The organism is Nocardia sp. NRRL S-836 (assembly GCF_001279525.1).
GTDB lineage: Bacteria > Actinomycetota > Actinomycetes > Mycobacteriales > Pseudonocardiaceae > Lentzea.
Genome location: NZ_LGDY01000100.1, coordinates 106,348 through 132,795 on the forward strand (window position 1 = coordinate 106,348; position 26,448 = coordinate 132,795).

The window sequence follows — 26,448 nt, forward strand, 5'->3', positions numbered from 1 at the left end:
TCACGATCGGTTCGGTCAGGACTGGTCGAACAGCTCGGTCAAGGTGACCCGGTCGACTTTGCCGTTCGTGGTGAGAGGAAACGCGTCCACCGCGCGCACGTCGGCCGGGATCATGTAGTCGGGCAGTGTCGCGGCCAGGGTGTCACGCAGGTCGTCGGGAACACCGCCGGGTGCGATCACCGCGGCCTTCAGCGACCGGGCGACGCTTTCACCGTGCACGATGGCGACGGCTTGGTGTATGCCGGGGTGCGCGAGCAGGGCGTGTTCAACCTCGGCGAGTTCGACACGGTGACCGTTGATCTTCACCTGGCGGTCGGCGCGGCCCAGGAACTCGATGTCGCCGGACGGGGTGAGCCTGCCGAGGTCGCCGGTGCGGTAGACCCGCCTGGGCTCTCCGTCGAGCTCGACCGTGACGAACCGGTCGGCGGTCAGGTCGGGGCGGCCGGCGTAGCCGATCGCGAGTCCTGGGCCGGACACGCAGATCTCGCCCGGCTCGCCCGGTGCCACCGAGGCGAGGTCCGGGCCGAGGATGGCCACCTCGCGGTGCGTGATCGCCCGGCCGATCGGCACGGAGGTCGCGTCCGGAGCCAGGTGGGCGATCGGGAACGCGGTTGCGACGACGGTTGTCTCCGTGGGCCCGTAAGCGTTGGTGATCGACAGTCGCGGCAGCCGCTCGCGCGCCGCGCGGACATGCCGCGGCGACTGCGGCTCACCGGCGATGACCAGCGCCGACAACGGCTCCAGCAGGTCCGGTGCGCTGTCGACGATCACGTTGAACAGGGCGGTGGTCAGGGTCAGCGTGTTGACCCCGTTGTCGTTGATGGCCGCGCGGAGCCTGCCCGTGCTGGGGAACGTGCCGTCGAACAACACGCAGGTGCCGCCGTGCAGCAGCGGACCCCACAGCTCCACAGTCATCCCGTCGAAGCTCGGCGACATGTGCTGCAGCAGCACGACGTCGGCTGACAGGCTCAGGAAGTCAGCGGAATGGAGGAGGCTGGTGATGCCGCGGTGGGGGATAAGCACGCCCTTCGGTTCCCCGGTCGACCCGGACGTGAAGTTCACGACCGCGGGCCCCCTCGGGTCCACGTCAACGTGAGGTGCGTCGTCGCGCCCCGCGGCGTCGATCTCGTCGAAGCGCAGGTCGGTGACGTGCCCGGGCAACGCCGGCTGGGTCACCGCGTCCTTCACCACGATCGGTGCTGAAGCCAGCTCGACCATCCTGGCCAGCCGAGCCGCGGGCCACGCTGGGTCGATCGGCAGGTAAGCGCCACCCGCTTTGAGAATTCCCAGCAGCGCCACGACGAACTCGGGTGTGCGCGCCATCGCCACGCCGATGACCGTGCCGGGCCTGACCCGCTCCTCCTGCAGGCGCCAGGCGAAAGCGTTGGCGGCACGGTCGAGTTCCCGGTATGTCACAGCACGCCCGCGGAACCGCAACGCCACCGCCTCCGGCACCGCCGCCGCACACCGTGCGACCAGCTCGCCGACCGGCCGGTCCGGAAAGCCCCCGTCCCGCCGCACGTTGGCCTCGATCGCCGCCACGATCGCCGCGAACGTCGGCGCCCGGTACAGCTCCTCCGGCGTCAGGACGTCGACGCCGAACGCGTTCTCCAACTCGGCGAGGAACTTCACCGCGCCAAGCGAGTTGCCCCCGATGACGAAGAAGTCGTCGGTAGGACCGACTGCCTCCCGATCGAGGATCTCCCGCCAGAGCTCGTCCACCGTCCGCGCGACGGCGGGCCGGCTGTCACCCGGATTCCAGTCCACCGGTCACCTCTCGGTCAGATCTCGTCTCGTCCGAACGAATGAGGAGGAACGCGCTGACCGCACCCACCCCGGCCACCAGCACGCAGACCCCGAACAGCAGGGGAAATCCCCCGGTGGCGTTGCTCAGAAGGGCGCTGCCGACGGCAAACCCGCCCTGGCGCAGAATCGTCATGATCGCCGCGACGGACCCCGCGCGGTCCGGTGGCGCGGTCGCGATGAGCGCGCCGGTCACTTGGTTCTGCACCGACGCCGCGCCGATCGCGGCGATGATCATCCCGGCGATCACCGCGCCCAGCGAGCGGAACTGGGCGCCCAGGGCGATGGTCAGGCACCCCGCAGCGACCGCAGCCAAGCCGCTGCCGTAGAAGACGCTCTGCCTCGCCCGTGTGGCCAACCGCGTGACCAGATAAGGCACAGCGAACAAGGGCACGGTGAAGAAGAGCATCAGGTACGAGATGGTGTTGATGCCCAACCGCAGGGATGACTCCAGGAACAGCGGCAGGTACACCATCAGCGACCAGTAGCTGACCGCCAGGCACAGCGGCACCAGCGCCAATCCGACGAAACCGCGCACCCGGAACAGGCCGAGGTCGACGGCCGGGTGGCGGACCCTGCGTTCGACGAACACGAATCCGGCGAAGAGGGCCAGCAGGACGGCCGCGACGATCGGCCAGCTCAGCCTCGCCGAGCCGACGACCGGGCCGTAGAGCAACAGCCACGTCGTCAGGAAGAGCAAGGCGCTGAAGACGGCCAGGCCCAGCACGTCCAGCGGATTGTCCTTGCGGGCCCCCCGCTGCTTTCGCGCCACGAGACAGCCCGCGATGATGAACACGCAGACCGGGACGTTGATCACGAAGATCCACTCCCAGCCGAGGGTGCCCGCGATGATTCCGCCGAGACCGGGGCCGAGCACCAGCGCGGAACCCTGGATGGTCCCGATGAGAGCGAACGCACGCACGCGATCGGCCTTCTCGGTGTAGTGCGTACCGACCAGCGCGAGGCCGCCGCAGACGATGAACGCCCCGCCGATTCCCTGCAGCACGCGGCCGCCGACAAGCACGCCGAAGTGCGGGGCGAACGCGCACGCCACCGACGCGATCCCGAACAGCGCGGCGCCGGCGATGACGGAGAGCTGGTGGCCGTACCGGTCGGCGAGACCGCCCGCGACGATGAGCATGACGGTCAGCGCGAGGCTGTAGCCGTTCATGACCCAGACCGAACCGGCGATGTCCACCGTGAACTGCGTGCCGATGTCGGCGAGCACGAGCGACACCGCGGTCACGTCGAAGGTGGCGATGAAGCCACCGAGACCCATGACCACGGCAGGCACGTACTTCGCCGCCCCGAGGGGCCGCGCTCCGATGGCGGTGGGGTTATGACTCATGGAGAACTCTTGTCAGCAGGCGCTCGTACTCGCTCACCAGCTCCACGGCTTCATCGCGAGTGAACACGTTCTGGGAGAACTGCCAGAACATCCGCGCGCTCCCGGCATCACGGGTCGCGCTCGGCGGGATCACCACGACGTTCATGTCGAACTTCGCGGACTGGTTCTGGGCCTCTCGGATCTCAGCGGTCGCCGCGCCGAACCGCAGCCGTGGCACTTCCGAGTCGTGGAAACTGAAACAGTGCTGGAAGACCGGGTTGCGACCGCGTTTCTGCCTCAGGCGGAGCCTGCGCACGACGAGCGACAGCGGCACGTCGTTGTAGCGCAGCGCCCGGAACAGTGAGGACTGGACGCTGCGGACCACGCTGGGGAACGGGTCCGCTCGCCCGACCGCGATCCGCACCGGAATGGTGTTGACCACCATGCCGATGAGCGGTTCCAGCTCGGTTTCGGTCCGTGCGTTGACGGCGGTGCCGACACAGAAGTCGGTCTCGCCGCTGAGGTCGGCCAGCAGCCGGGCGTAGGTGCTGAACATCAGCACGAACGGCGACACCGCCAGGTCGCGAGCCCGGTCCCGGATGCGGGCGAAGGTCTCCTCCGGCAGCGTGATCTCCAGGTTGTGGCCGTCGAGGCGGCCCGTCCCCGTGGACACCCTGCCCGGCGTCGCCTCCCCGGCGCCGGCGAGATAGCCGGTCCAGAAGTCGACCGCCCGCCGGCCGTACTCACCCTCCATCCGGCTGCGCTGCCAACTGACGAACTGCTGGTACTGCCCCGGCAGCGGGGGTAGATGGGGACATGTGCCGTCCAGCACGGCGTTGTAGGCGCGCTGGACCTCGTCCCAGAGCCTGCCGAACGACCAGCCGTCGTGCACCACGTGATGCTCGACCTGCAGCAGCACCCACTCGTCGGCGCCGAGCCGGACCGCGTCAATGCTGAGCAGGGGCAGCCGGGCGGTGTCGAAGACCGTGTCCTGCAGTCGCAGTCGCAGCGCCGCCAGCTCGCGTTGCCGCTCGGGCTCCGGCAGGGCGGACAAGTCGTGGACCGGAATGGTGAACGCGAACGGAGGGTGGACGGTTGCCCGGTAGCCGTCGTGGGCCAGGTGGATCGTCGTACGCAGCATCTCGTGCCGCTCGATCACGTGCGAGACAGCCCGTTCCAGAACGGCCGGGACCCACTTGCCGCGGACGCGGATCTCCGCTTGGGCGTTGTAGGCCTGATTACCCGGGTAGAACGCGCTCAGCAGGCAGATCTGTTCCTGGTTGTAGGACACGCCGGGCGCAGGCTCGTGGTCGGAGATCCGCCGCCGCACCCCGGCCTGGCCGGCGGTCACGCCTTCCTCGCCACGAACAGGTAGCGGTACTGCTCGATGCCCGCCTCGTAGGCCGCCTCGGCGTAGCGGAACTCGAACAGGTCCTGGCTGCCCTCGGCGGCGAACCGCTCCCGCAACGACTCGAGCACCTCGACCTTCTTCTTCCAGTGCGCGTTCTCCTCGCGGGAGAGGTCGACGCACTGGTGACTGCCGAACAGCTCACGAAGTAGCGTCGCGAGTTCCGTGCGCTCGGGGCTCCACGTCTCCGGCGTGAACGTGCGGATCGGGAACGTCCGCACGATGCCGACCCGCAGGTCCTCGGTGCCGATCTCCTGGAAGCGGCGCAGCAGCGACTTGAGCGATGCCGCGTAGTACACGGTGTCGATCGAGATGATGTGGGTGAACGTGCCGGGTGGGAAGGTGAGGTCGTTGGCGTCCTGGACCTCGAAGCTCAACCTGCTGTCGGATTCGGCCAGCCGCTGTGCGTAGGCGATGCCGCTGGCCGACAGGTCCACGCCGATGACCCTGGCGCCGGTCTGCTCGGCGATGTACTTCGAGATCAGCCCGTACCCGCAGCCCATGTCCAGGATCGTGTCGCCCTCCTTCGGGTCGAGCAGGCCCAGCATCCGGTCGATCTGACCGACGTCAGCCATGCCGTGCTGGCCGAGGTTGCGGCCGTAGACCTGTTCGCAGAACTCCGCGTGGGCGGCGCTGCCGATGGCTTTGGCGTAGTAGTGCTCGAAGCGTTGATTGCGGGTCTTCCTGCGCTCGGGCTCGTTGTAGCCCAGCAGCCGCTCGGTCTGGGTCGTCGACCCGTCCGGCGCCCGCTCCTCCACGACCTCGGTGACGTCCTCGGCCCGCAGCACGCAGTCGACGAACGCGGTCAGGGTGGGGTTCTCGACCAGCGCGAACAGCGGCACGGACTTGCCCAACTCCTGTGCCACCTGGGTGACCAGCAGCATTGCCGAGAGCGAGTGGCCGCCCTCGGTGAAGAAGTCGGTGGAACCAGTGATCCGGCTGACGTCGGTGTTGAGCAGCTTGGCCCACATCGGGGCGATGGCGTCGGCGGCGCGCTGGTGCGCGTTCGTGGTCGATGTGGTCATCGTTGAGCCTTCCCGAGGACGGTGAGCACGGCGGCTCTGTCGACTTTCTGGTTCGGTGTCAGCGGCAGGGCGTCGATGATCTTGAGACTGCTGGGCACCGCGTAGGCCGGTAGCTGTTGTTCGAGGTGCTTGCGCAGCAACGCCTCTGTGAGGTCGTGGCCGCTGGTGGCCACAGCCACCAGCGCGTGGGATCCGTGCTCGCGGACGGTCGTCACGTACGCCGCGACCACCATGGGGTGATTGAGGATCGCCGCAGACACCTCGCCGAGCTCGACCCGGTTGCCGCGGATCTTCACCTGGTCGTCTTTGCGGCCGACGAAGACGAGATTTCCCGCCTGGGTGCGTCGGGCGATGTCGCCGGTCCGGTACAACACCGTTCCCACCTGGAACGGATTGGCGGTGAACGCCGGCGAGTCGCCGTCGAGATATCCGGGGGCGATGCCTTTCCCGGCGAGGCAGAGTTCGCCTTCGTCACGCGCGGGAGTTCCGTCGTCCGCCACCAGGTGAACGCGCATTCCAGGAATCGGTACACCGATCGGAACGGACCCGTACCGGTCTGTCTCCGGGTCGAAGGTGTGCGTGACGCAACCGACGGTGGCCTCGGTGGGGCCGTACTCGTTGATGATCTCCACGCCGCCCAGCCCGCTGTGCACACGTGCGGCGAGTTCGGAGGACAGGTCCTCCCCACCGACGATCAGCCGCCGGATGTGCCGCTCGCCGATGTGCATGCGGGACAACAGGTACAGGTAGGACGGAGTGATCTTGACGATGGTGATGCGCCGGTCCGCCAGAATGCGCTGGATCACCATGGGGTCGCGGACACCGTCGTACACGCCGATCGAGGCACCTGCGGTCAACGGCGGGAACAGGCATGTGACGGTGAAGTCGAACGCCAGTGTCGTGTACAGCGCGACCCTGTCGTCCGGCGAGTCGATGTAGCGGTCCCGGGCCCACGCGACGTAGTTCGCCAGGTTGGCGTGGGTGATGCCGACGCCCTTGGGCTTTCCCGTCGTCCCGGAGGTGTAGAGGACGTAGGCCAGGTCCGACGGCGAAACGGGTGCCGTCGGTACCGCGTCGCCCGCCCTGCTCAGCCCGTCCACGGCTAGTTCGGCCAGTCCGAACCGGCTCGCCAGTTCCGCGTTCTCTCTTGAGTGGACAATCATCGTGGCGCCGCTGTCCGACACGATGAGACCGATCCGGTCGATCGGATTCCTCGTGTCGAGTGGAATGTAAGTTGCTCCCAGCTTCAGCACAGCGAGTACTGACGCGACCAGGTCGATGCCGTGTCCTATCGCGAGACACACCCTGGTGCCCGGCACACACCCGAGTGCGCACAGGGCGCTCGCTATCTCGCTGACCCTGCGGCCCAATGACGCGTAGTCGAGCTCACCACGCTCATCTGATACGGCGACCCGCTCGTTGTGCCGCACCATGGTTTTTTCGAACCACGTGTACAGATTCGCTTCCTGTGTCGCAGGGCTGACTCCGCGCAGCATGAATCCCCTTGATGTTGCGTTGCGCCCATGAATCCGCAATTGCGGTCGCCGAGTGAACAGCAGTTCCCTGAAGAGCGGGAACCTGAGCCGTTGCCGATCAGCGGTGGCGTGGCTGACTGTCCGGTGATTACTCGAAAGGCGCGAGGAGCCACCTAGTCGGCTCGTCTGGCCGACCCGGTCAATCGACCCTGCGGTCCATCATGCGCCCCCTCGTTCTTCTTTATCGCCCCGTGCCTCGATCTTGACATGGGAACTCGCCCATCGCAACGCCCCTCTTCGGTAGCCGCCAATTGGCCCACAATGCTTGACCAATAGTCATTATGTTATTCATCTATCGGCTTGATCCCAAGATTCGTATTGATCTTGGAATCGAGCCGCTTCTGGGGAACGAAGATGACGCACGCAATTGGGGGATTGATCGTTTCGCTCACTACGCCGAGCATGCCGCCGCATGTCCGAGCAGTCCGGGGAACAGAGGGCTTAGTACAGCGCGATGTGGGGTGGTCTCTCCTGGATGAACAGAAGAGACCACCCCACATCACTGAAGAACCAGCGGCCGCGTCGTGACAAGCACGCGGTGCTGCCTGGAAACTGCTACCAGATGCCGCTCAGCGCGCCCTTGCAGCCGACCTCGACAGTCAGCGAGGTACCGTTTCTGGGCAGGTTGATCCGGTTAGGACTTGATCTTCACGAGCTTGGTGCCACCGCTCACCACCACCGGCAACGCGGCAGCCCGGTCCAGCGCCCGGCCGGCCGTACCCGCGGGGTCCAGGCAGGCATCGATCAGCAGCGCGTCCACCGGGTCCGCATCGAACCGCCGTCGCCCCAGGTACCGGACGAGCCGCTCCTGCTCGTCCGGATGAGACCCGCGGCTGCGCAGCAAGGCCAGCAGCAGCGCGGATTCCAGCACCCGGCCGCCGCACCGGTCATCCACCACGCCGATGGCGTCCGTCGCGACCGCCAGGTGCCGCGCGAGTGCCCGCGCACCCCTCCCGTAGGCGTCAGCAGACATGGAACCCGCTGGATTGCGGTGCGTTTCCCGTTGCCACGCAAGTGATCCGTCTCGGAACTGGCCGATCAGCGCCGCCCACTCGCCACAGGCTTCGCGGTCGAAGTCATCTCGGCCGCTGCATGCCGTGAGGTCCCCGGATGACGCGGAGACGTGGGTGTCCGCGTTGTGCGGCGGCATCGCCACGATCGTGCCGACCTGGGGCGGGTTCTCCCGCGAGAACGACAACATCGCGCACCGTGAGCTGTGCTCGGAATGCTCGTGGGAAGTGGCGTTGGAACATGGCACCGCCGCCATCGAGCTCGCTCATCGACGGCGGGGGCGCCTACCTCGAGGGGTGGAGACGGGCGCTTCCGGACCTGCTGCTCTACCGACGCGTCATCGAACGGCTCCCGCAGCTCGGCGACGAGAACGAGGTCGAACACCACACCGCGGCCAGCGTCCTCGGACACCTCACCCGGCACGCACCGGTGATGCTCAGCTACGACGACTGCGCGGAAGAGGCCTGCGAACACGAGGACACCGTCGACTGTCAAGGCCCAAACCCGAACGCGGTGTGCCTGGCTTGCTCGATCCCGGCGGGGCCTGGGCGGGTGAGCTGGAAGGGATGGTCTCGATCCCGGGGTCGCAGGGTGCGGGGTGCTGCCTGCGGTGGCCGCGTACTACGAGGTGACGTCATGACGCTGCGAGGTGGCCGTCTTCCTCGCGCATCTTGGCCCGACCGCCGGCGCGCACGACGTCGAGGCGATCGCGAAACACCGACGCGGACTCCGGGCGCCGAGTCCGCGCGGGTGTGATTCGCCCGTCCTCGCCGCTCACCTCAAGTCTTGATAGCGCCTTGGCGCACAACTGGCTGACTCGATCTCCGTTGGAACGAAAGGATCGATGTGTCGCTTGTGGACTGGGAGCGCGCCATGGGCACTGCTGCCGCGACAGCGGCTGGGATGGCGGGGCTACTCGGCTCCAGGTACGGGCCCACGCGACGGTGCCCTCAGCCATTTCGGTGTGCTGACGCATTGCGTCGGATGGGTTCGGAGTGAACGGCCCTTCCTGATCGCAGTAGCACGAAGCGCTGAGGGGAAGTCAGCCGCGTTCTGGCCGAGAATTTGTAGTCTCCGCTGGTTCCGGTGCGCTTACGGCCTGTGCTGCGGTATCGATGTCGGCGAATGCAGGCGCCACGAGAACAAGCACGGCGATCAACGTCTTGCCTGGTTTCTATCGTATGTTCCCCTGACATCAGCTGACATGATGTTGGTGAGGAACGCGAGCAGGTGCGTGGTCTGCTCGCGCTCCCCGCATCGGACTACGCCAGACCGCAGTCCGGTAGCGCATCGGTGTTGTCGGCGATGTCGTCGTCCCAGATGTAGCCGGCCGTGTTGGCCCACTGGACTCCGTTGCGGCCCGCCAGGTGCCTGCCCAGCACGAGCCGCTTGCCCTTGTTGTCAGTGATTTTGCAGATACCGTTGACCAGCTCGCCTGCCCATGCCGTGCCGATCCGCGGCGTGCTCAGGCCGGGACCGGAGTACATGGCGGTGTCCCGCGAAGGTCGCAGATCCCGTCCGATGCTGGAGCAGGGGGGAAGGAAGCTGGTGTCACCGTCGATGTCGTCTGCCCAGATGTAGCCGGCAGTGTTGGCCCACTGGACTCCATTGCGCCCAGGCCGCTCGATTGCCAGCACGAGCCGCTTGTTGTTGCTGTCCAGAATCTGACAGGCGACGCCGAGGTTGTCGCCTCTCCAGGCGGTCCCGATGCGTGGCGTGCTGAGACCGGGGCCCGAGTACATGGCAGTGTCCCGCTTCGAGGACATGCGCCATCCGATTCCCAGTGTTCCCACTGATGACGGTGGCGTGGCGAGGGTGCTGTCGTTGACGTTCACCGGCGCCGCGTTGCCCGTAGTGGTGAGGCCGGCGAGCAATGCCAGTGCGGCCAGCGTAACGACCGGCGCTCGGCGCATTTTCTGCAGTAGTCGCATGTGAGTCCTTCGATGCACTTGTTCGTCGTGGTGAGGTCGCCTTCTTACCGGCGTGACCTCGGTTCGAGATGGTGGTGGGCCTTTCGTGTAACCTTCGGTGTTTCCTGAAGTCCGCAGGTCATGGCCACTATCCAGAGGTAGACACGGGGAACTGTGGAGCTGCGTCTATTGGTCGAGGTGGCTCAGTCGACTCCTGCTGGTTGTCGGAACACTAATCGGTGGTCCGCGTACCGGTCTTGGAAAAATGTAAGATGGATATGGGCCTGCGCAGCACTGCAGGGCGTGCGGGTGGAGGGCAAGAGGCAGATCTTGCGTGGAGACCTTCGTCAGAGGCGGCGGAGCCGCTCACGAAACCCGCGGTCACCGCGCTGAACGTCGGGCACCCCGGGATCGCGGTTGCAGCGGCGCGGTGTTGGGCATCGCCTCGGGCCAATGGTTCATTTGGTCGCACCCGAACTGGCCGATGTCGTATCCGGCGTCATGATCACGAGGGTTTGCTGCCTCTTTCGGTTCGGTCACGGCCAGGAAGTCCTACCGTGAGCGCATGGCCTGCCATGCTGTTTCGTGCTGCGGATACCGCTCATGGCATCGCCGGAACCAAGGGGAACAGCAGTGGACGAGACTCCGTCGTCCGACGACGAGTTCTGGAAGACCCGGTCGCCGGATCGCCGGCTGGCGCCCTGGGTCAGCTTCTACCTGGATTTCCAGCGAATCACACCTGTGTCAGAGACACGTACCGTGGCCGCGCTGAATTCAGTCGTGGTGGTCATCGATCTGGACACACCGGTTCGGCATCAAGTGGGCGACTCGCCGCTGGCGACGGTTTCCCCCGTCGTCGGGCTGTCGAACACGCCCATGACCTACACGCGAGTGGGCCGGGAGCGAGGGATCATCATCGAACTGACCCCGCTGGGCGCACGAGCGCTCTTCGGCCTACCACTGCGGGAAATCAGCCGTACCAGTGTGCGATTCGACGATCTCTTGGGCACACGAGCCAGATTTCTCCGGGAAGAGCTGCGGGAGGCACGGGATTCGAACCACCGGTTCCAGATTCTCGACCGGCGGTTGTCGAGCTGGCTCTTGGACGCACCGGAACTGCCCAAGTCGCTCGACCACAGCTGGCGCTGCCTGACGGTATCGGGCGGTGCGGTCAAGGTCGACGACCTCGCGGAACGGGTCGGCCTGAGCCGACAACATCTGGCCACCCGCTTCCACCGGGAGGTCGGGCTGCCACCGAAAGCCGTCGGGCGGATAGCCCGATGCCACCACGCTGTCCGGCTCCTGACAGGCACCAACCCGCCACCGCTGGCCAGGCTCGCCGCGCTCTGCGGATACACCGATCAGGCGCACCTCAATCGAGACTTCCACCTGCTCATCGGTCGCACCCCGACAGCACTGCTGCGCCCCGACATTGCGACCGACTTCTACCTCGGCAGCCTCATCAGCCTGCACCCCACACCACTGACCGGCACGAACCTGGAAGCCGGTCGCCCGCTTTCCTAGCCTGGACCTGCCGGGACTACCAGTTCCCGCCGAGCGACGAGGACATTGCGTCGTGACGGCCGCGAGGCCATGTCCCTGACGCGAGGCGATGAACTCCGCGGTCGGGCCCACCGGCGTCTGCGCCGCGGACATCCGCGAGGCCTGCGACCGAGTCACCGAGCGGTGCGCGGCCGTGGCTGCGCACCTGCCCGCCTGTCACCACGAGACCGTGCTCGCGCTGCTCGACCTGTACGACGCCGCCACTGACCTGATGCGGCGCTGGTCGAGTGCGGTGAGCCTCGCGCACAGCGGAGACCCGGCCGCGGCCTTCACCGCCTCGATCCTGGTCTACGACTTCCGACCCGTGCGCGGGTACGCGATCCGGCTCGCCGAGCAGATCGAGGACGTGGAACAGCGCGCCGGTGCCGCTGCTCTGCTCGCGCCGACATCACAGGCCCCCACAGCTCAGTCGGACAGTTCTCCGTTCACGGGGCGCGCCACGACGCTGGACGGGTCACGGTCGAGACGCAGTCCGCGCCAGGACGGATGCCTCAGGCGACCGTCCACCGTCCACTGTCGAAACTCGACCTCGCCCACCACGACCGGTTCCACCCAGCGTGCGTCGCGCGCGTGCTCACGAGGCACCTCGACGTCGAACGGACTGGTGGGGCGTTCCTGCCGCTCCAGCCTGCGCTGCAGGTCCGCGAGTGCGTCCCGGCCGAACCCGGTGCCGACATGGCCGACGTAGACGAGCCTGCCCTGCTCGTCGTGGGCCCCGAGCAGCAGAGACCCGATCCTGCCCGCGCGATTGCCCTGCCCCGCGCGCCACCCTCCGATGACGACCTCCTGCGTGTAGCGGAACGGCGTTTTCACCCAGGACGGTGAACGCCGGCCGGGCTCGTACCGGGACTTGACCCGCTTGGAGACGATGCCCTCGAACCCGTACTGGCTCGCCACGTGCAGCACGTCCGCCGGGTCGGTGTCCATGAACGTCGGCGGCACCTGCACCGCGTGATCGCCCGGCAGCTCCAGCTGCACGAGCAGGGCACGGCGGACGTCGTAGGGCGTGTCGATGAGCGACCGCCCGTCCAGGTGCAGCAGGTCGAACACGAAGTAGGCGATGCGCGGCCGGGTCCGCCGCAGCTCCCGCACCCCGGCGCCGGCCTTGGTGCGCTGTTGCAGCAGCTCGAAGTTCGGCCGGCCTTTCTCGTCGAGGGCGACGATCTCACCATCGAGCACCGCGGTGCGGTGGTGCAGGAGCTCCGGCAGGATGTTCAGCTCCGGAAACCGGGCAATGAAGTCCAGGTCGTTGCGGCTGAACACCCGCACACACCGGCCCTCGCAGTGCGCGACGCCCCGGTAACCGTCCCATTTGAACTCGGCGGCCCAGCCCTCGCCCTGCGGCGGGGTGCCCGGCGTGGCCAGCATCGGCCGGATGAGCTCCAACGGCTTGCCAGCAGGCGCGGCACTCCCCATCAGGCAGCCCTCCTTCGCGCATCCCTTCCAGTCATGGTCGGTGAGAATCGTCCAGGTCGCGACACGGAGCTCGTGTCGTGGCAGCCGTCGCGATCATGATCCACGACTTCCGGCCCGTCCGCGTGCACGCGCTCCGACTCGGCGCGCAGCATTCGCCGATCGGTCAGGCTGCAGCGTTACGACTTCGTAAAACCAAACCCGCCACAGTGGACAGTGTTCGTGGCGACCTGGAGGCGTCAGCTTCGGCATGGCGCTCGCGCCGTCACTGTTCGGCGATTCCGGCGATGAGTGAACGCCGTGCCGCACGGCGGGCAGGTAGCAGCGCGGCGAGTGGAGCGGCCAGCAACGCCGCGCCGAACAGGACCCCGAGCCGCTCCCACGGCAGCGTGAACGGCATCGGCTCGCCCTCGGTCGCCACGATTCCGGCGATCAACCAGGCCGAGCCGACGCCGAGCAGCAGCCCGGACAGCGCGCCGATCAGTGCGACGAACACCGCCTCGACCGCCAGGCTCGACCGCAGGCCGCCCCTGGTGAGTCCGAGGGCACGCAACAGAGCTGACTCGCGAACCCTCTCCAGCACCGACAGCGAGAGCGTGTTGGTGATGCCCGCGAACGCGATCAGCACCGCCAGCGCGGTCAGCCCCCAGAGCAGGTTCAGCGTGCGCCGGAGCGGCTCCGCCAGCTGCTCGCGGAGATCAGCGCTTCCGCTGAGCCTGGCCAGCGGCGCGGTGGTGAGGACCTGCTCCACGGCTGAGCGCACGGCCGTGTCGTCGGCCCGGTCCGCGAGCCCGACCAGCACGCTGTGGTCGTAACCGCTGTTCTCCAGCTCGATCGCCGGCATCTGGGCGAGGTCGACCACCGCCATGCGCAGGTCCGCACCCGGCACCTGGACGCTGTCGAACACCGCGACCACCCGCAACGGCACCAAGGCGCCCGCGTTGCCCGCCTGCACCGTGTCGCCGACCACGAGACCGGTCTGCTCGGCCAGCTCCTCGCTGATGGCGAGCTGCCCTGGCCCGAGGTGGTCGAGCCGGCCGGACAGCACCGCCGGGCGCAACAGGGTCCCGACGGCGTCGCCGCGCACGGCGGACAGACCCCAGGCGCCGTGCTCGCCCAGTGTTGCCGAGAACGACTGCATGGGTGCCGCCGCGGCAACGCCCGGCACGGCGGCGATGCGGTCCGCGAGGTCCCTGGGCAGAGGACGCTGGATGAGCACCGACGAGATGACGAAGTCCGCCTTCAGCTGCTCGGCGAGCCCTTTGGTCTGGCCCGCCTCTAGTCCTGCGGTCACCGTGGTGACCAGCGAGACGACGGCCAGTCCGATCGTGAGCGCGGCAGCGCTGGCGGCGGTGCGCTTGGGGTTGCGGTCGGCGTTGAGCGCGGCGATCTTCGCCGGCATGCCGAGCAGCGGTGAGGCGATCATGCCCAGTGCGCGCACCACAGGACCGGCGACCAAGGGGCCCGCGGCGAGCACCGCGCCGAGCAACGCCACCATCGCGACCATCGCGAGACCGGCGCCGTCCTCCGCTTCGGCCCGCAGCGCGACCACCGCCGCGGCCACGCCGGCTGACAGCAGGAGGATCGCGACGGCGACTCGCGGTCGACCCGCTCGGGCGGTCTTGCCCTCCAAGGGCGTGCGCAGGGCCTCGACCGGGGCGATTCGCGTGGCGGCCAGGGCCGGCAGCGTCGCGGCGAGGGCCGTGATCACGATTCCCACCGCCAGGGCCGCGACCGCGGTGCGCCCGGTGAGCGGGAGGTAGATCTCCGAACGGCGCCCGGTGACCGCCTGGAGTGCGGCGGCGACTCCGAGGCCGGCGAACAGGCCTGCGACCGACGCGACCGTGCCCAGCGCCAGCGCCTCGGCGAGCACGCTCGTGAACACCTGCCGCCTTCCTGCTCCGATGCAGCGCAGGACCGCTAGCTCGCGGGCCCGCTGGGTGAGGAGGATCGTGAACGAGTTCGTGATCACCATCGCGGCGACGACCATCGAGAGCACGGCGAACGCGCTGAAGAACCCCTGCAGCCCGGCGGAGTCCGGTGCGATCTGGCTCATCAGTCCCGCCGCTGCCGCCTGTCCCGTCACGACGGAGAGCCCCGGTGTGCTCAGCGCACGGGTCAGGGCGGCGACGAGCTCCTGCTGACCGGTTCCCGGAGCGGCGTGCGCGACGATCTCGCTGATCCGCGCCCCGGGGTCGAGCAGGCGTGCGTCCTCGGGCAGGACGACCAGCTGCGCGGAGCCGAGACCGGAGTCGGACGGCCTGTTGACCTCGCCGACCACGGTGAACGAGTGAGGGCTGCCGTCCTGGCCGAACAGCGTGATCTGCTGCCCGAGCCGGTGGCCGGTGACCTCGTCCCGGTCCACCGCGATCTCCCCGGCCCTGGCCGGGAGCCGGCCCTCGGCGAGGTCGAACGGCCGCAACGACGGGTCGGCGGCGAGCGCGGTCGCGGCCGCGTCCACCGGTCGTCCCGCCGGATCGCGCAGCGGTGCGGACACCGTGACGCGGTGCTCGGCCGCCGCGACGCCCGGCACCCGGCGTACCCGGTCGAGCAGGTCGCCGGTCAGGTCCGGCCCGCCGCGCGAGCTGGTGATGGACGCGTCCACGCCGCGCGTCTCGAAGGCGACCGCCGCGCGCAGACCCTCGGTCGTGGCGTCGGCGAGCACCAACGCCCCGGACACGAACGCGACTCCCAGGGCGATCGCGATGGCGGAGAGCAGCATCCGCAACGGCCGGGCCCGCAGGCCCGCGAAGACCACGCGCAGCATCACGCCCCCAGACCGGAGAGCTCGGCCAGGACGCGGTCCGGGGTGGGGGAGGGGAGGTGGGTTGCCACGCGTCCGTCGGCGAGCAGCACTCCGTGGTCCGAATAGGACGCCGCCACGGGGTCGTGGGTCACCATCACCACGGTCTGCCCCATCTCCCGCACCGAGGTGCGCAGGAAGTCCAGCACCTCGGCGCCGGAGCGCGAGTCCAGGCTGCCGGTCGGCTCGTCGGCGAACACCACGTCCGGCCTGCCCACCAGCGCACGGGCGCACGCGACCCGCTGCTGCTGGCCACCGGAGAGCTCACCGGGCTTGTGCTCGAGCCGCCCGCGCAGTCCCAACGCGTCCACGACGGCCGCGAACCACCACCCCTCGTCGGGGGTGCGGCCCGCGAGCCGCAGGCCGAGCAGGATGTTGTCCTGCGCCGTCAGAGTCGGCAACAGGTTGAACGACTGGAACACGAAACCGATCCGGTCCCGCCTCAGCCTCGTCAGCGCGGCGTCGGAAAGCCCGGTCAGCTCGGTCTTCCCGACCCAGACCTGCCCCGAGTCCACTGTGTCCAGTCCGGCGAGGCAGTGCATCAGAGTCGACTTGCCCGAACCGGACGGTCCCATGATCGCGGTGAACGTGCGGGCGGGCAGTGCGAGCGACACGTGGTCTAGCGCACGCACCGCCGTGTCCCCGTTGCCGTACACCTTCACGGCATCGGTCACTCCCACAGCGGCTGGACTGTTCACTGTGCTCCCTGCGTCGGATGTTGTTGTCGTGATCGTGCAGAGGGCGAGCTGAACGACTCCTGAAGCAACCTGAAGATCACTTCAGGGAAGACCGCCGGGATCTGGGACCATCAGGGCATGCGGGTTCTCGTGGTGGAAGACGAACGGCGGCTCGCCGAGACGCTGCAGTGGGGGCTGGAGGCGGACGGGTACGCGGTCGACCTCGCGCACGACGGGCTGGAGGGCCTCGAGCTCGCGCAGATGAACCCCTACAGCGTGATCGTGCTGGACATCATGCTGCCCAAGCTCAACGGCTACCGCGTCTGCGCCGCCTTGCGCGAACGCGGCGTGACCACGCCGATCCTCATGCTGACCGCGAAGAACGGCGAGTACGACGAGGCCGAAGCACTGGACACCGGCGCCGACGACTTCCTGAGCAAGCCGTTCTCCTACGTCGTGCTCACCGCCAGGCTGCGCGCTCTGGTGCGCCGGGGTGCGACCGGCGCGCCGGCGGTGCTCGCGTTCGGCGACCTCGTCCTGGACCCGGCACGGCGCACGTGCCGGCGCGCGGACCAGCAGGTGTCGTTGACCAGCAAGGAGTTCGCCGTGCTGGAGTGCCTGTTGCGCCAGGAAGGACAGGTGGTCGGCAAGCTGGAGATCCTGGAGCAGGTGTGGGACATGGCTTACGAGGGCGACCCGAACATCGTCGAGGTGTACGTGAGTGCCCTGCGGCGCAAGCTGGACACGCCCTTCGGACGGCGCACCATCGGCACGGTCCGCGGTGTCGGCTACCGGTTGGTCGCGGATGAGTAGGCGGTGGTGGCCGGTCGCGGTTCGGCGCAGCACCGCGCTCGCGTCGGTGGTGCTGTGCGCGCTCGTGTTCACCGTGGGGTGGCTGGGCACGCGTGCGTTCCTGGCCGTGCAGCTGGACGCCAACGCGGTGAACTCCGCGACGATCGAGCTCAACCGCATGGCCGCCGCCTACCAGGTGGCCACTGTGGACGGTGGGCGGTCGGCCCTGGCCTCCGCCGTGACCAACGGTGACGCCATGTTCGAGGTGGTGACGGACTCGGGCCAGTCGGTGGTGCGCAGCGAGAACCTGCGCCGGTTGGATCCCGCGTGGACGGCGCTGCCGCCGGCGCCGCGGGGAGTGGGGGCGGACTGGACGACGTCCACGGCCGTGGCGCTGCGGCCCGGTGCGAACCCGGACTGGCGCGAGTACCGCACGTACGAGGTGCTCAGCCGGGTGGTCGACGACGTCCCGGCGGCACTGGTCGAGCCGCTCGGACGTGAGGAGGTGGAGCTGAGCGCGGGCCTGGGCGGTGGGAGCGCCCAGAACACCTACCGGCTCACCTTGCACCTGTTCGTGCTGCCGTGGGACAGGCAACGCGCCCTGCGCTCGTTCGACACCACGCTCGGGTATTTCGTCCCGCTCGCGGTGCTGCTCACCGCCCTGGCGGCGTGGTTCTCGGCCGGCCGCGCGCTGCGGCCGGTGGAGGCGATCCGCAGCGAGCTGGCGAAGGTCAGCGCGACCGGGCTGGACCGGCGGGTGCCCGTGCCGCCCTCCGGCGACGAGATCGCCAGGCTCGCGCTGACGACCAACAGCACGTTGGACCGCCTGGAGCGGTCCCACCAGCAGCAGGAACGCTTCGTGGCCGACGCGAGCCACGAGCTGCGCAGTCCTCTCGCCAGCCTGCGCGCGAGCCTGGAGGTGGCACTCGCGCACCCGGACCGGGTGGACTGGCCCGTCGTGGCGCAGCGGTCGTTGCTGGACGTGCAGCGGCTGCAACGCATCACGGCGGACCTGTTGCAGCTGGCCGCGCAACCGGGGCAGCCGTCGGGCTCCGGCGTCGTCGACCTCGCGGAGGTCGTGCTGGAACAGGTCGCCGAACGCGCGGCGGAACCGGGCGGGCGGGTCGTGGTCAGGTCCGAAATCGCCGGAGCCGCACTGGTCGACGGGGTCCAGGTCCAGCTCGAACGACTGCTGCGCAACCTGCTGGACAACGCGGTGCGCCACGCCGAAGCGGAAGTGACCGTGCGCCTGGGCGCTGAGGCGAACCGGGTCGTCCTCGAAGTGGTCGACGACGGCCTGGGCATCCCGGTCGAGGACCGCGAGCGCGTGTTCGACCGGTTCGCCCGCCTGGACGACGCGAGAACCAGAGACGAGGGCGGCTCCGGTCTCGGGCTCGCACTCGCGCGCGACATCGCGACGCGCCACGGCGGAACGTTGTACGTGGAAGAGAACAAGACCGGCGCACGGCTTGTGGCCCGGTTCCCCACCGCCGGAGGGTGACCGCCACACGGGTTGTTCATGTCCTGTGTGGACAGCTCACGATCGGGAGTTCCGCAGTGATCGGAAGGCCTTCCGGATCTCCTCGACGAGGAGTCCGGGTTGCTCGAGCTCTGGTCAGATGAACCTGCGGATCGCGGCGTGACAGGTGACGTCGCGCGATTCGAAGGACGCTTCACCGCGGAGTCGGGCCGCGGCGTGGCGCTCGCCCACCACTTCGCCGACCTCGTCAGCGCCGACGACCGCTTCGAGATCGCCGCACCGCACCCGTTCAGCCTGGTCTGCTTCCGCCTGCGCGTCACCGACGCCATCGACGCCGAACTACTGCGCCGCCTCAATGCCACCGGCCGGATCCTGCTCAGCAACACCGAGGTCCACCACCGCCACGCCCTGCTCGCCCGGCAAGGGCATCACGCCGTGGACCGTCCGCCGGCTTTGTCAGCTCGGTCATCCGGCAGAACAGCCTTGATCGTGTACGTCAGCTTCGGCGACACTTCTCATCATGGGCAGAGCGGGAATCCTGGACGAGCAGGCGCATGCGGCCGACGTGCTGATCGAGCTTTTCGAAGCCGGGCTTCCCCCAACGGTGTGGTACATCACCGACACGCTCGGCTCGGTTGTCGGTTCCCCGATCGCCGGCATCAGTGACCACGAGAGCTATGCCACCATGGTGCACTGCGCCAAAATCCTGGGGATGCAGCTGGAGATCGTTCCCCCGCGTTCGTACTGGCAGAGTCAAGGCTCTGATGAAGAGCACTCGCCTCCCGCGGTCCTGACCACACCGCACTATGAGAACTACATCATCAAAGGGAACTACCGTGGAGTGCGGTTGTCGTGTGAAGGCTCGGCACGTGCAGGCACCGCGAAGAAGACGAATGTGCCGAAGTTCCGCAAGACCCGTTCGCCGGAACCAGCCGTCACCGCCCAGCTCGAAGCGCTGGCGGCTTTGCGTGGCCTGCTGTCAGCAGACCTGCCGGCCCTCAGCTGGCGGGTCCGCCCCGAGCACGACGAGCCGAGGCTCGCCCCGGAGATCAGCACGTACCAGCGTCGCGGCCAGGCGCGGACCGAGCTCGTCCAGTGGGCAGACTTCCTGGGAACCCGGGTTCGCTACGATCCGAAAAGCCTGTATTCCGTCTCTTTCGGCTTGGCCGAGGTGACAGGATCTGTGGACGGCGTCCCCCTCACGATCACCGCATACCTTCGGCGCCCGCTCTCGGACACCCGGCTGTGGCAGGTGCTCCGCCAGTTCTCCTGACGGAAGCGCCTCGGAAACACTGGGATCAACGGTTCCAGCCAGGCCACATTCATACGCGGCGAACGGGTCCGCATCAACGGTGATCGGCCGCGGTCTCGTGACGTTCCCCCTCTACCTCGATCGCGGTAACCTGGAAGGAGGAGGCGCGGATTCCGGCGTGACAAAACCATGCGAAGAATCCCTGGGTGCACTCCGCAGGGGCCGAATACGAAACCGAACGAGTGATAATTTCGCAGGAACCGCAACCTGTGGCACAGTCGCACCGTTTTGAGGAAAAGAATCTTATCGATGTGAGTCGTGCTCTGGTGGCGGTCGCACTGGCTACCGCTGCTGCTGCGGCAGTTCCCGCGCAAGCGGTGAGCGCACCGATCGCTGTTGAGCATGCGACGGCCCGAACTGCCAGCGGCGAAACCTGCACGCCGGAGAAGGACGAGTACAGCGCCGACAACGGGACGTCGGTCCGTTGGCGTGGTTGCTTCGGCGACCACGGCGGCTCGAACGCCTCCTTCCAGGCCAAGTGCTGGTCCAAGCCGGCCGTTTTCTGGAGTCGCGCCGAGTGCCGTGTCCGAGGCCACTTCGTGATCCGGGATCCGCAGGGCAACCAGGTAAGCGGCGGAAACTTCGGCGTGTTCTCAGATCGGCACAACGAGTGGGGCTCGAACACCTTCCGCTTCAGCTGCGGCCGCACGGCGTCTACAGCTTCACCACGACCAACACCGAGGCGCAGTTGACCCGCTACGATTTCCAGCCTGCCAAGATCCCGGACACCACGGTCAACTACACGATGTGCTGAGCGGCCAGAGCCTGGGGGTTGTTTCGAGGTATGCCCCAGGCCTTGGTCCTCGGGCGCGGTGTCGGGACAATGTGGCGGCACCCGCACCGCGAACTCCCATCCGCCAGCGCGAGCTCGCGCAGCATCCGGCGGCGCTCCAGGCAGGGTTCTGCCTGGAGCGACCGGCCGTCGAGGTGTGCCAAGCCGGAGATGAAGTACTGCGCTGGTGTGGCGGTATGTACTGACCGGCTCGACTTGCCCGGCCTCGCGTCTGGGCGAGGCCGGGCAGCGCGGAAGGCAGTCACTGCGCAGCCGTCGGGCCCCGCTCCTGCGGGCCTGCACCGGTGCTGCCGCATGACGGGTTCCTGTGCCACGCCGAGGTGGTCATCGTGTCGTTGATCCGGCCGGCTGCGCGCCGACGGTGACGTGGTGGACGAGTCGGTCGCCTTCGATCGTGACGCGCCTCTACGTAGGTGAGAGGCGCGTGGCCGCGTCTCCGCTCAGGCCCGTCTACCGACTTGGAGCTCGGCTCGGCGCGCCACGCAGATCCACCAGCAGGAACCACCGAGGCGGGTGTGGCTTCTGCCAGTTCTTCTGCATGGCCATCCGGGCGGTGGGTGCGGTGTTCTTTGCTCAGCCGAGAGTGAGGAAGCCCTGTGAGCACCCAGACGCGGACCCCGGCGCTGTTCCGGTTGCCTGAGGTCGTCTTTCCGTTCCCGCCGTCGGGTCGCACGACCGCGGCCGCGCAGCTGGTCGACGGCGTCATCTGCTGGAGTCACGAGCACGGTCTGGTTGGCCGGCGTGGGCGGGACCGGATGCGAGACTCGGGTGTGCTGGACATCGGCCTTGCGCTGACCGGAGGGGCGCCGGCCGATCGTGCGCTGGTGTTGTTGCAGTGGTTCGTGTGGACGTTGCTGCTCGACGACCGGGTGGACGACGGGCAGTGGGCTGGTGGTGGCGTGCTGGCGGAGTTCGCGAAGGATGCGGCCGGGGTGGTGAACGGGGAACGGCGGTCGCACGAGGATCCGATGCTCCGGGTGCTGGCTGAGGATCTGTGGCCGCGTACCCGTGAGCTCGTCGGCCCTGATCGTCGGGCCGCCTTCGCCGAGCACGTCGTCCGGCACCTGGAGGCGCAGTGCGAGGTCGTCGACCGGCGGGCGGGCGGCGTGCCGATCTCGCTCGACGACTACATCCCGTTGCGGGTGGAGCTGTTCGGCGCGGACATCCTGTTCGACCTGATCGAGGTCATCCACTCGCTGGACGCTGCCGACGCGGGGGTGGTGCGGCGGTGCGCGGGGAACGTGCTGGGGTGGGTGAACGACGTCTACTCCCTGGAGAAGGACCTGCTGCTGGGTGAGGAGGCCAACCTGGTGCGGATCTTGCACGACGAGCGCGGATGTTCGTGGCAGGAGGCGGTGGACACCGCGGTCGCGATGATCGGCGAACAGGTCGAACGGTTCCGCCGGCACGGTGAGCCGCGGGCGCTGGCGTCGCGGCTGGCGACGGCGATGACAGATGTTCTCCTGTGGCACCAGGGGTCCAGCCGTTACCACTGGCGGGAGCGCGGCGGCGGTGCGGTCGACACCAGCCTCACCCCGCCGAGCCTGATCTGGGCCGAGTTCGAGCGCGACCCGTACCCGGTCTACGCACGGCTGCGCGAGGACTTCCCGGTGATGCGGGACGAGCCGTTGGACGCCTGGGTGCTCAGCCGCTACCAGGACGTGCGGACAGCTTTGTGCGACAGCCGTTTCTCCTCCGCGAACTACAGCTGGCAGAGCGGTCCGGTGGTGGGCCGGATCCTGCTGGAGATGGGTGGCTCCGAGCACACCGCGCACCGCGCGCTCATGTCACCGGCGTTCCGCGGCCGCGCGATGAACGCGTTGAGCGAAGCCGCTTTCGACCTCGCGCAGTCCCTCGCCGTCCGCACGGCCGGGCGGATTCGCCGCACCGGCGACGCCGACCTGGTCTCCACGTTCTGCGCTGAGCTGCCGATCCAGGTGATGGTGAGGGTTCTCGGTCTGCCCGCCGGGGACGCGGACGTGGTGCGGCCGTGGGCGAGCGCCGGTATGGCGTTCGTGTCCGACCACCGGCAGGACCCCGCGACGCTCCGCAGAGGGTTCGACGCCAGGGACGACCTCTACGCCTACCTCGCGCCGCACATCAGCGAGCGGCGCGCCGACCCCGGTGACGATCTGCTGTCGGTGCTCTGCACCACTGCCGTGGAAGGCCGGCTGCTCACCGACGACGAGGTGAGCGGGTCGTGCGCCCTGTTGCTCGCCGCCGGTGCCGACACCGCGGAGAAGGGCCTCGCGCTCTTCCTCGCCAACCTGGTCGACCACCCGGACGTCCTCGGCGAGCTCCGCGCGGACCCGAGCCTGGTCGACGCGGCCTGGGCGGAGTCGCTGCGCCGTGACCCGCCCACGCACATGGTGCTGCGGCAGACCAGCGAAGCCGTCGACCTGCCCGGCGGACGCGTTCCGGCCGGTGCCACCGTCGCGTGCATCCTCGCGTCGGCCAACCGGGATCCTCGCCAGTTCACCGAACCCGACAGGTTCGACATCCACCGGCTGACGAACGTCGACCGCGAGTTCGCCGCGTCGGCCGGCCACCTGGCTTTCGGTGCGGGGCGGCACTTCTGTCTCGGCGCTCATCTCGCGCGGCTGCTCGGGCGCACCGTCCCGGTGCTGCTGGCCGAGCTGCCCGGCCTGCGCTGGAGCGACGGCTTCACGCCCGTGTCGTCGGGACTGATCAGCCGCGCGCCCCGGGAGTTGCGTGTGACGGCGAACCTCCAGGAGATCGCGGGTCCTCGGCGTTCGAGTGACGATGTCTGAGGGATGGGACGTGGGTGGAGCGGTGGTTCCGGAGAGGCAGCGCGGTGAGGCGGGGTTGCTCGCGCGGAGGAAGGCGGACGACGAGGAGCTGCTCCGGAGGTTCGTGCGGGCGCACGGTTCACGACACGCCGAGAAGCTGAGGCGGTGGATCGGAGTCGTCCGCGGAGACCTCGGCGCGCGAGGTGTGATCACGGAGTTGTTCGTGCAGTCCAACGGTGAACCGGGTGCGTACTACTACGTCGATCCGGAGCCGGCCGCAGAGCTCGCCGTGCCGCTGGTCGAGCACGCACCGCTGGCCGGGCACGCACCGCTGGCCGGGCACGCACCGCTGGGCTCGGCGCGTCCGCGCACGCAGTCCGTGGGTGACGTGATCCGGCCGATGCCCGGGCGAGCGGCGAGAACGACTCCCGGTGAGTGCACTGCCCCGGGCCAGCGCGCCGAAGCGCCCGGTGCGCGCGTTCTGTGAGTGTTCGGCGAGGGCGTGGCCAGGCCTGGAAGCTCACAGGACGAGGCCGCCGGCGATTTCGATGACCTGTCCGGTGATGTAGCGCGCCCGGTCCGAGGCGAGGAAGCAGACGGTGTGGGCGACGTCCCGCGGCGTGCCGAACCGGCCGCTCGGGATGCGGGCCCGCACCAGTTCCTGGTACTCGGCGGGAATCACGGCGGTCATGTCCGTCTCGATCAGGCCCGGCGCCACCGCGTTCACCGTCACGCCGAAGCCGCTGATCTCCTTGGACAACGCCTTGGTGAAGCCGATGACGCCCGCCTTGGTGGTGGAGTAGCCGGCCTGCATCGCGGAGCCGTGCAGGCCCGCCACCGAGCTGAGATTGATCACCGCACCGGCACCGCGTTCCACCATGGGCCGCACCAGCGGCTGGGTGAGGTTGAACAGGCCGCCCAGGTTCGTCTCGACGAGCTCGTCCCACTCGCCGCGCGGCGTACCCGTGAACGCGCTGCTGCGCGAGATTCCGGCGTTGTTCACCAGGACGTCGATCGAACCGAGCGCTCCCAGGGCGCCTTCGATGAACTCGGCGACGTCCTCCTGATCGGACACCTCCACGGGCAGCGCCGTGCAGATCCGGTCCGGGTGCGCCTTCGTCACCTCCTGGCACAGCTCGCGGGCCGCGTCGGCGTTGCGCTGGTAGCCGAACACGACGTCGGCGCCCTCGGCCACCGCGAGCCGCACCACGGCCGCGCCGATTCCGCGTGAGCCGCCGGTGACGACGAATCTCCTCCCGGCCAACGTGCCTGTGCGTTCACGAGCTTCAACGGTCATGATCATTCCTTCTGGGGAGAACGGTGGTGGGAGACTCATGCGGGCTGTGCTGACGACATCGGGAGCTCCGACCTGATCGGGAGGTGTTTGCCCGCCGCGGTTCTCCGGATGTGCGGCACGTTCTCGACGTCGACGGTGACGCGGTCGGACAGCAGGTGCCGGAAGCTCGCGCGGACGACATCGGCGTCGCGCTCCGGCCGGTAGCCGGGTCCGGCCACGACCAGGAGGACGACGCGGTCGAGCGCGGTCTGCACGAGCTGGAACTGGGCGATGTCGAGCCGCTCGCTGAGGATCAGGTGGTACGTCCAGTCGAGCAGCCGCCCGGAGGCGATGCGCGTGCCGCCCGGCAGCGTGAAGAAGCTGTTGCGCCGGCCCAGGAGCTGGTCGAGCGTCCGGCCACGAGGAGCGCCGCACGGGCACGTCGTGCTGCCGATCGCGCCGATGTCGTTCTGGCGGTAGCGGATCATCGGCATGGTGGTGTTGACCAGGTTCGTGCCGACGATCTCGCCCGGCTCACCGGGAGCCGCCGGAGCACCGGTGTCCTGGTCCAGGATCTCGCAGTGGCTCTGGGCTTCGACGAGGTGGTACGTGCCGTGGCGGCATTGCAGCGCGAGCCTGCCGAGCTCCTCGGTGGCGTACTCGTCCTGGACCGGGCAGTCGAAGAACGCGGCCAGCTCGTCGCGGAACGCCTGCGATGACTGTTCCGAGTGCGTGATGACGGCGCGCAAACCGAGGGCGGGCAGGGGGTTCAGGGCGCGCAGCGTCTCGCGCAGCTCCGCCGCGATCGACGGGTACACCAGCAGCACCTGCGGCCGGTCCCGCAGGAGGCGGTCGGCGAGCTCGCCCACCGGACGGAGGTTCTCGAAGTAGGCGACGCGGTAGCCGAGCCCGCCGATCGACCGGTAGGGGTACTCGGAGGTGTTGGCGTAGAGCTGGCGGTCGCCGATCCGCAGGCCCAGGTGCCGCCGGTAAGCCTCGACACCGATGAGGCTGTCCTTGATCCAGTTGGTGTCGCTGCCGTGGACGTCGAGCACCTGACCGGACGAACCGGAGCTGCGCGACACGTGCGCCTTCCCCGTCTCTGCCCGCACGATCGCGGCCTCGCCCGCCGCGACCAGCTCGTCCTTCGTCGTCACCGGCACGTTCTGGAAGTCCTGCCAGGTGCGGACGTCCCGCGGGTGCACGCCCGCGGCGTCGAACTTCGCCCGGTAGAACTCGGTTCCCCCGTACGCCCTGAACAACACCCGGCGCACGTCGGAGAACCGGTCGCGCTCGGCGGTGAGCCTGCCGGGTCCCCGTTCCCAGGCGAACCTGGCCGTCATGGCGATCTGTGCCGCGATTCCCAGCTTGCGCACGTCGAACCAACTCTCGTGTGAGTGTCCCTGGTGGACGGAGTGATCACGGCGTCAGGTCGGCCCGGTGCGGGACCTCGATCTCCGCGGGTTCGAACACGTCGAACGTCCACGACCTGATCTCGTTGGGCCACAACAACGTCACGCTGCCTTCCGCGGGCAGGTAGACGGCCGTGTGCAGGGTGCCGACGCCTGAC

General features: G+C 68.6%; 19 protein-coding genes. 7 read left to right on the forward strand and 12 right to left on the reverse strand.

Features of this window, described 5'->3' with window-relative positions; translation table 11 throughout:
• Positions 1–15: 15 nt before the first annotated feature.
• From ADL03_RS20385 to ADL03_RS20415, 7 genes are all read right to left on the reverse strand, one after another.
• On the reverse strand, positions 16–1,767 hold the full coding sequence (locus ADL03_RS20385; RefSeq protein ID WP_053735089.1) for an amino acid adenylation domain-containing protein: 1,752 nt from the start codon (positions 1,765–1,767) through the stop codon (positions 16–18).
• Positions 1,748–3,151 carry an MFS transporter gene (locus ADL03_RS20390; protein ID WP_082373305.1) on the reverse strand — a complete coding sequence of 468 codons (1,404 nt, stop codon included), beginning with the start codon at positions 3,149–3,151 and terminating at the stop codon, positions 1,748–1,750. The genes ADL03_RS20385 and ADL03_RS20390 overlap by 20 nt, the downstream gene beginning before the upstream one ends.
• A complete protein-coding gene (locus ADL03_RS20395; RefSeq protein WP_053735091.1) occupies positions 3,141–4,481 on the reverse strand; it encodes a condensation domain-containing protein in 1,341 nt (446 codons plus the stop codon). Before ADL03_RS20395 ends, ADL03_RS20390 begins: the two co-directional genes overlap by 11 nt.
• Complete coding sequence (locus ADL03_RS20400; RefSeq protein WP_053735092.1) at positions 4,478–5,563, reverse strand: methyltransferase domain-containing protein; 1,086 nt, start codon at positions 5,561–5,563, stop codon at positions 4,478–4,480. Before ADL03_RS20400 ends, ADL03_RS20395 begins: the two co-directional genes overlap by 4 nt.
• Positions 5,560–7,059: an amino acid adenylation domain-containing protein gene (locus tag ADL03_RS20405; RefSeq protein ID WP_082373307.1), complete on the reverse strand. Its 1,500-nt coding sequence runs from the start codon at positions 7,057–7,059 to the stop codon at positions 5,560–5,562. Before ADL03_RS20405 ends, ADL03_RS20400 begins: the two co-directional genes overlap by 4 nt.
• Positions 7,060–7,732: 673 nt before the next feature.
• Complete coding sequence (locus ADL03_RS20410) at positions 7,733–8,365, reverse strand: hypothetical protein (protein WP_157528986.1); 633 nt, start codon at positions 8,363–8,365, stop codon at positions 7,733–7,735.
• A 1,006-nt stretch (positions 8,366–9,371) separates the two neighbouring features.
• Positions 9,372–10,040, reverse strand: coding sequence for a hypothetical protein (locus tag ADL03_RS20415; RefSeq protein ID WP_157528988.1), 669 nt, complete (start codon positions 10,038–10,040; stop codon positions 9,372–9,374).
• A gap of 612 nt (positions 10,041–10,652) precedes the next feature.
• On the opposite strand from ADL03_RS20415, the gene ADL03_RS20420 reads away from it, so the two are divergent.
• Positions 10,653–11,543 carry a helix-turn-helix domain-containing protein gene (locus ADL03_RS20420; RefSeq protein ID WP_053735096.1) on the forward strand — a complete coding sequence of 297 codons (891 nt, stop codon included), beginning with the start codon at positions 10,653–10,655 and terminating at the stop codon, positions 11,541–11,543.
• 444 nt (positions 11,544–11,987) lie between these two features.
• On the opposite strand, the gene ligD is transcribed toward ADL03_RS20420, so the two are convergent.
• From ligD to ADL03_RS20435, 3 genes are all read right to left on the reverse strand, one after another.
• Complete coding sequence (gene ligD, locus ADL03_RS20425) at positions 11,988–12,998, reverse strand: non-homologous end-joining DNA ligase (RefSeq protein ID WP_197288492.1); 1,011 nt, start codon at positions 12,996–12,998, stop codon at positions 11,988–11,990.
• Positions 12,999–13,260: 262 nt separating this feature from the next.
• A complete protein-coding gene (locus tag ADL03_RS20430; protein WP_053735118.1) occupies positions 13,261–15,762 on the reverse strand; it encodes an ABC transporter permease in 2,502 nt (833 codons plus the stop codon).
• Positions 15,762–16,472: an ABC transporter ATP-binding protein gene (locus tag ADL03_RS20435; protein WP_369808994.1), complete on the reverse strand. Its 711-nt coding sequence runs from the start codon at positions 16,470–16,472 to the stop codon at positions 15,762–15,764. The genes ADL03_RS20430 and ADL03_RS20435 overlap by 1 nt, the downstream gene beginning before the upstream one ends.
• A gap of 141 nt (positions 16,473–16,613) precedes the next feature.
• Here ADL03_RS20435 and ADL03_RS20440 point away from each other — a divergent pair, with 141 nt between their 5' ends.
• From ADL03_RS20440 to ADL03_RS20460, 6 genes are all read left to right on the forward strand, one after another.
• The gene (locus tag ADL03_RS20440) at positions 16,614–17,288 is read left to right on the forward strand and encodes a response regulator transcription factor (protein WP_053735098.1); all 675 of its coding nucleotides are present in this window, start codon (positions 16,614–16,616) and stop codon (positions 17,286–17,288) included.
• Positions 17,281–18,768: a cell wall metabolism sensor histidine kinase WalK gene (locus ADL03_RS50505; protein ID WP_053735099.1), complete on the forward strand. Its 1,488-nt coding sequence runs from the start codon at positions 17,281–17,283 to the stop codon at positions 18,766–18,768. Before ADL03_RS20440 ends, ADL03_RS50505 begins: the two co-directional genes overlap by 8 nt.
• Before the next feature lie 499 nt (positions 18,769–19,267).
• Positions 19,268–20,020 (forward strand): hypothetical protein, encoded by a 753-nt coding sequence (locus tag ADL03_RS20450; RefSeq protein ID WP_053735100.1) that lies wholly within the window; start codon positions 19,268–19,270, stop codon positions 20,018–20,020.
• A gap of 185 nt (positions 20,021–20,205) precedes the next feature.
• Positions 20,206–20,751 carry a hypothetical protein gene (locus tag ADL03_RS47225; RefSeq protein WP_157528990.1) on the forward strand — a complete coding sequence of 182 codons (546 nt, stop codon included), beginning with the start codon at positions 20,206–20,208 and terminating at the stop codon, positions 20,749–20,751.
• 697 nt (positions 20,752–21,448) lie between these two features.
• Positions 21,449–23,623: a cytochrome P450 gene (locus tag ADL03_RS45595; protein WP_053735101.1), complete on the forward strand. Its 2,175-nt coding sequence runs from the start codon at positions 21,449–21,451 to the stop codon at positions 23,621–23,623.
• 10 nt (positions 23,624–23,633) lie between these two features.
• Complete coding sequence (locus ADL03_RS20460; protein ID WP_157528992.1) at positions 23,634–24,089, forward strand: hypothetical protein; 456 nt, start codon at positions 23,634–23,636, stop codon at positions 24,087–24,089.
• Between the two features lie 33 nt (positions 24,090–24,122).
• Here the strand turns inward: ADL03_RS20460 and fabG are convergent, their stop codons facing one another.
• A complete protein-coding gene (gene fabG / locus ADL03_RS20465; RefSeq protein WP_063798653.1) occupies positions 24,123–24,899 on the reverse strand; it encodes a 3-oxoacyl-ACP reductase FabG in 777 nt (258 codons plus the stop codon).
• 35 nt (positions 24,900–24,934) lie between these two features.
• A complete protein-coding gene (locus tag ADL03_RS20470; protein ID WP_053735104.1) occupies positions 24,935–26,254 on the reverse strand; it encodes a phenylacetate--CoA ligase family protein in 1,320 nt (439 codons plus the stop codon).
• Positions 26,255–26,448: the final 194 nt, after the last annotated feature.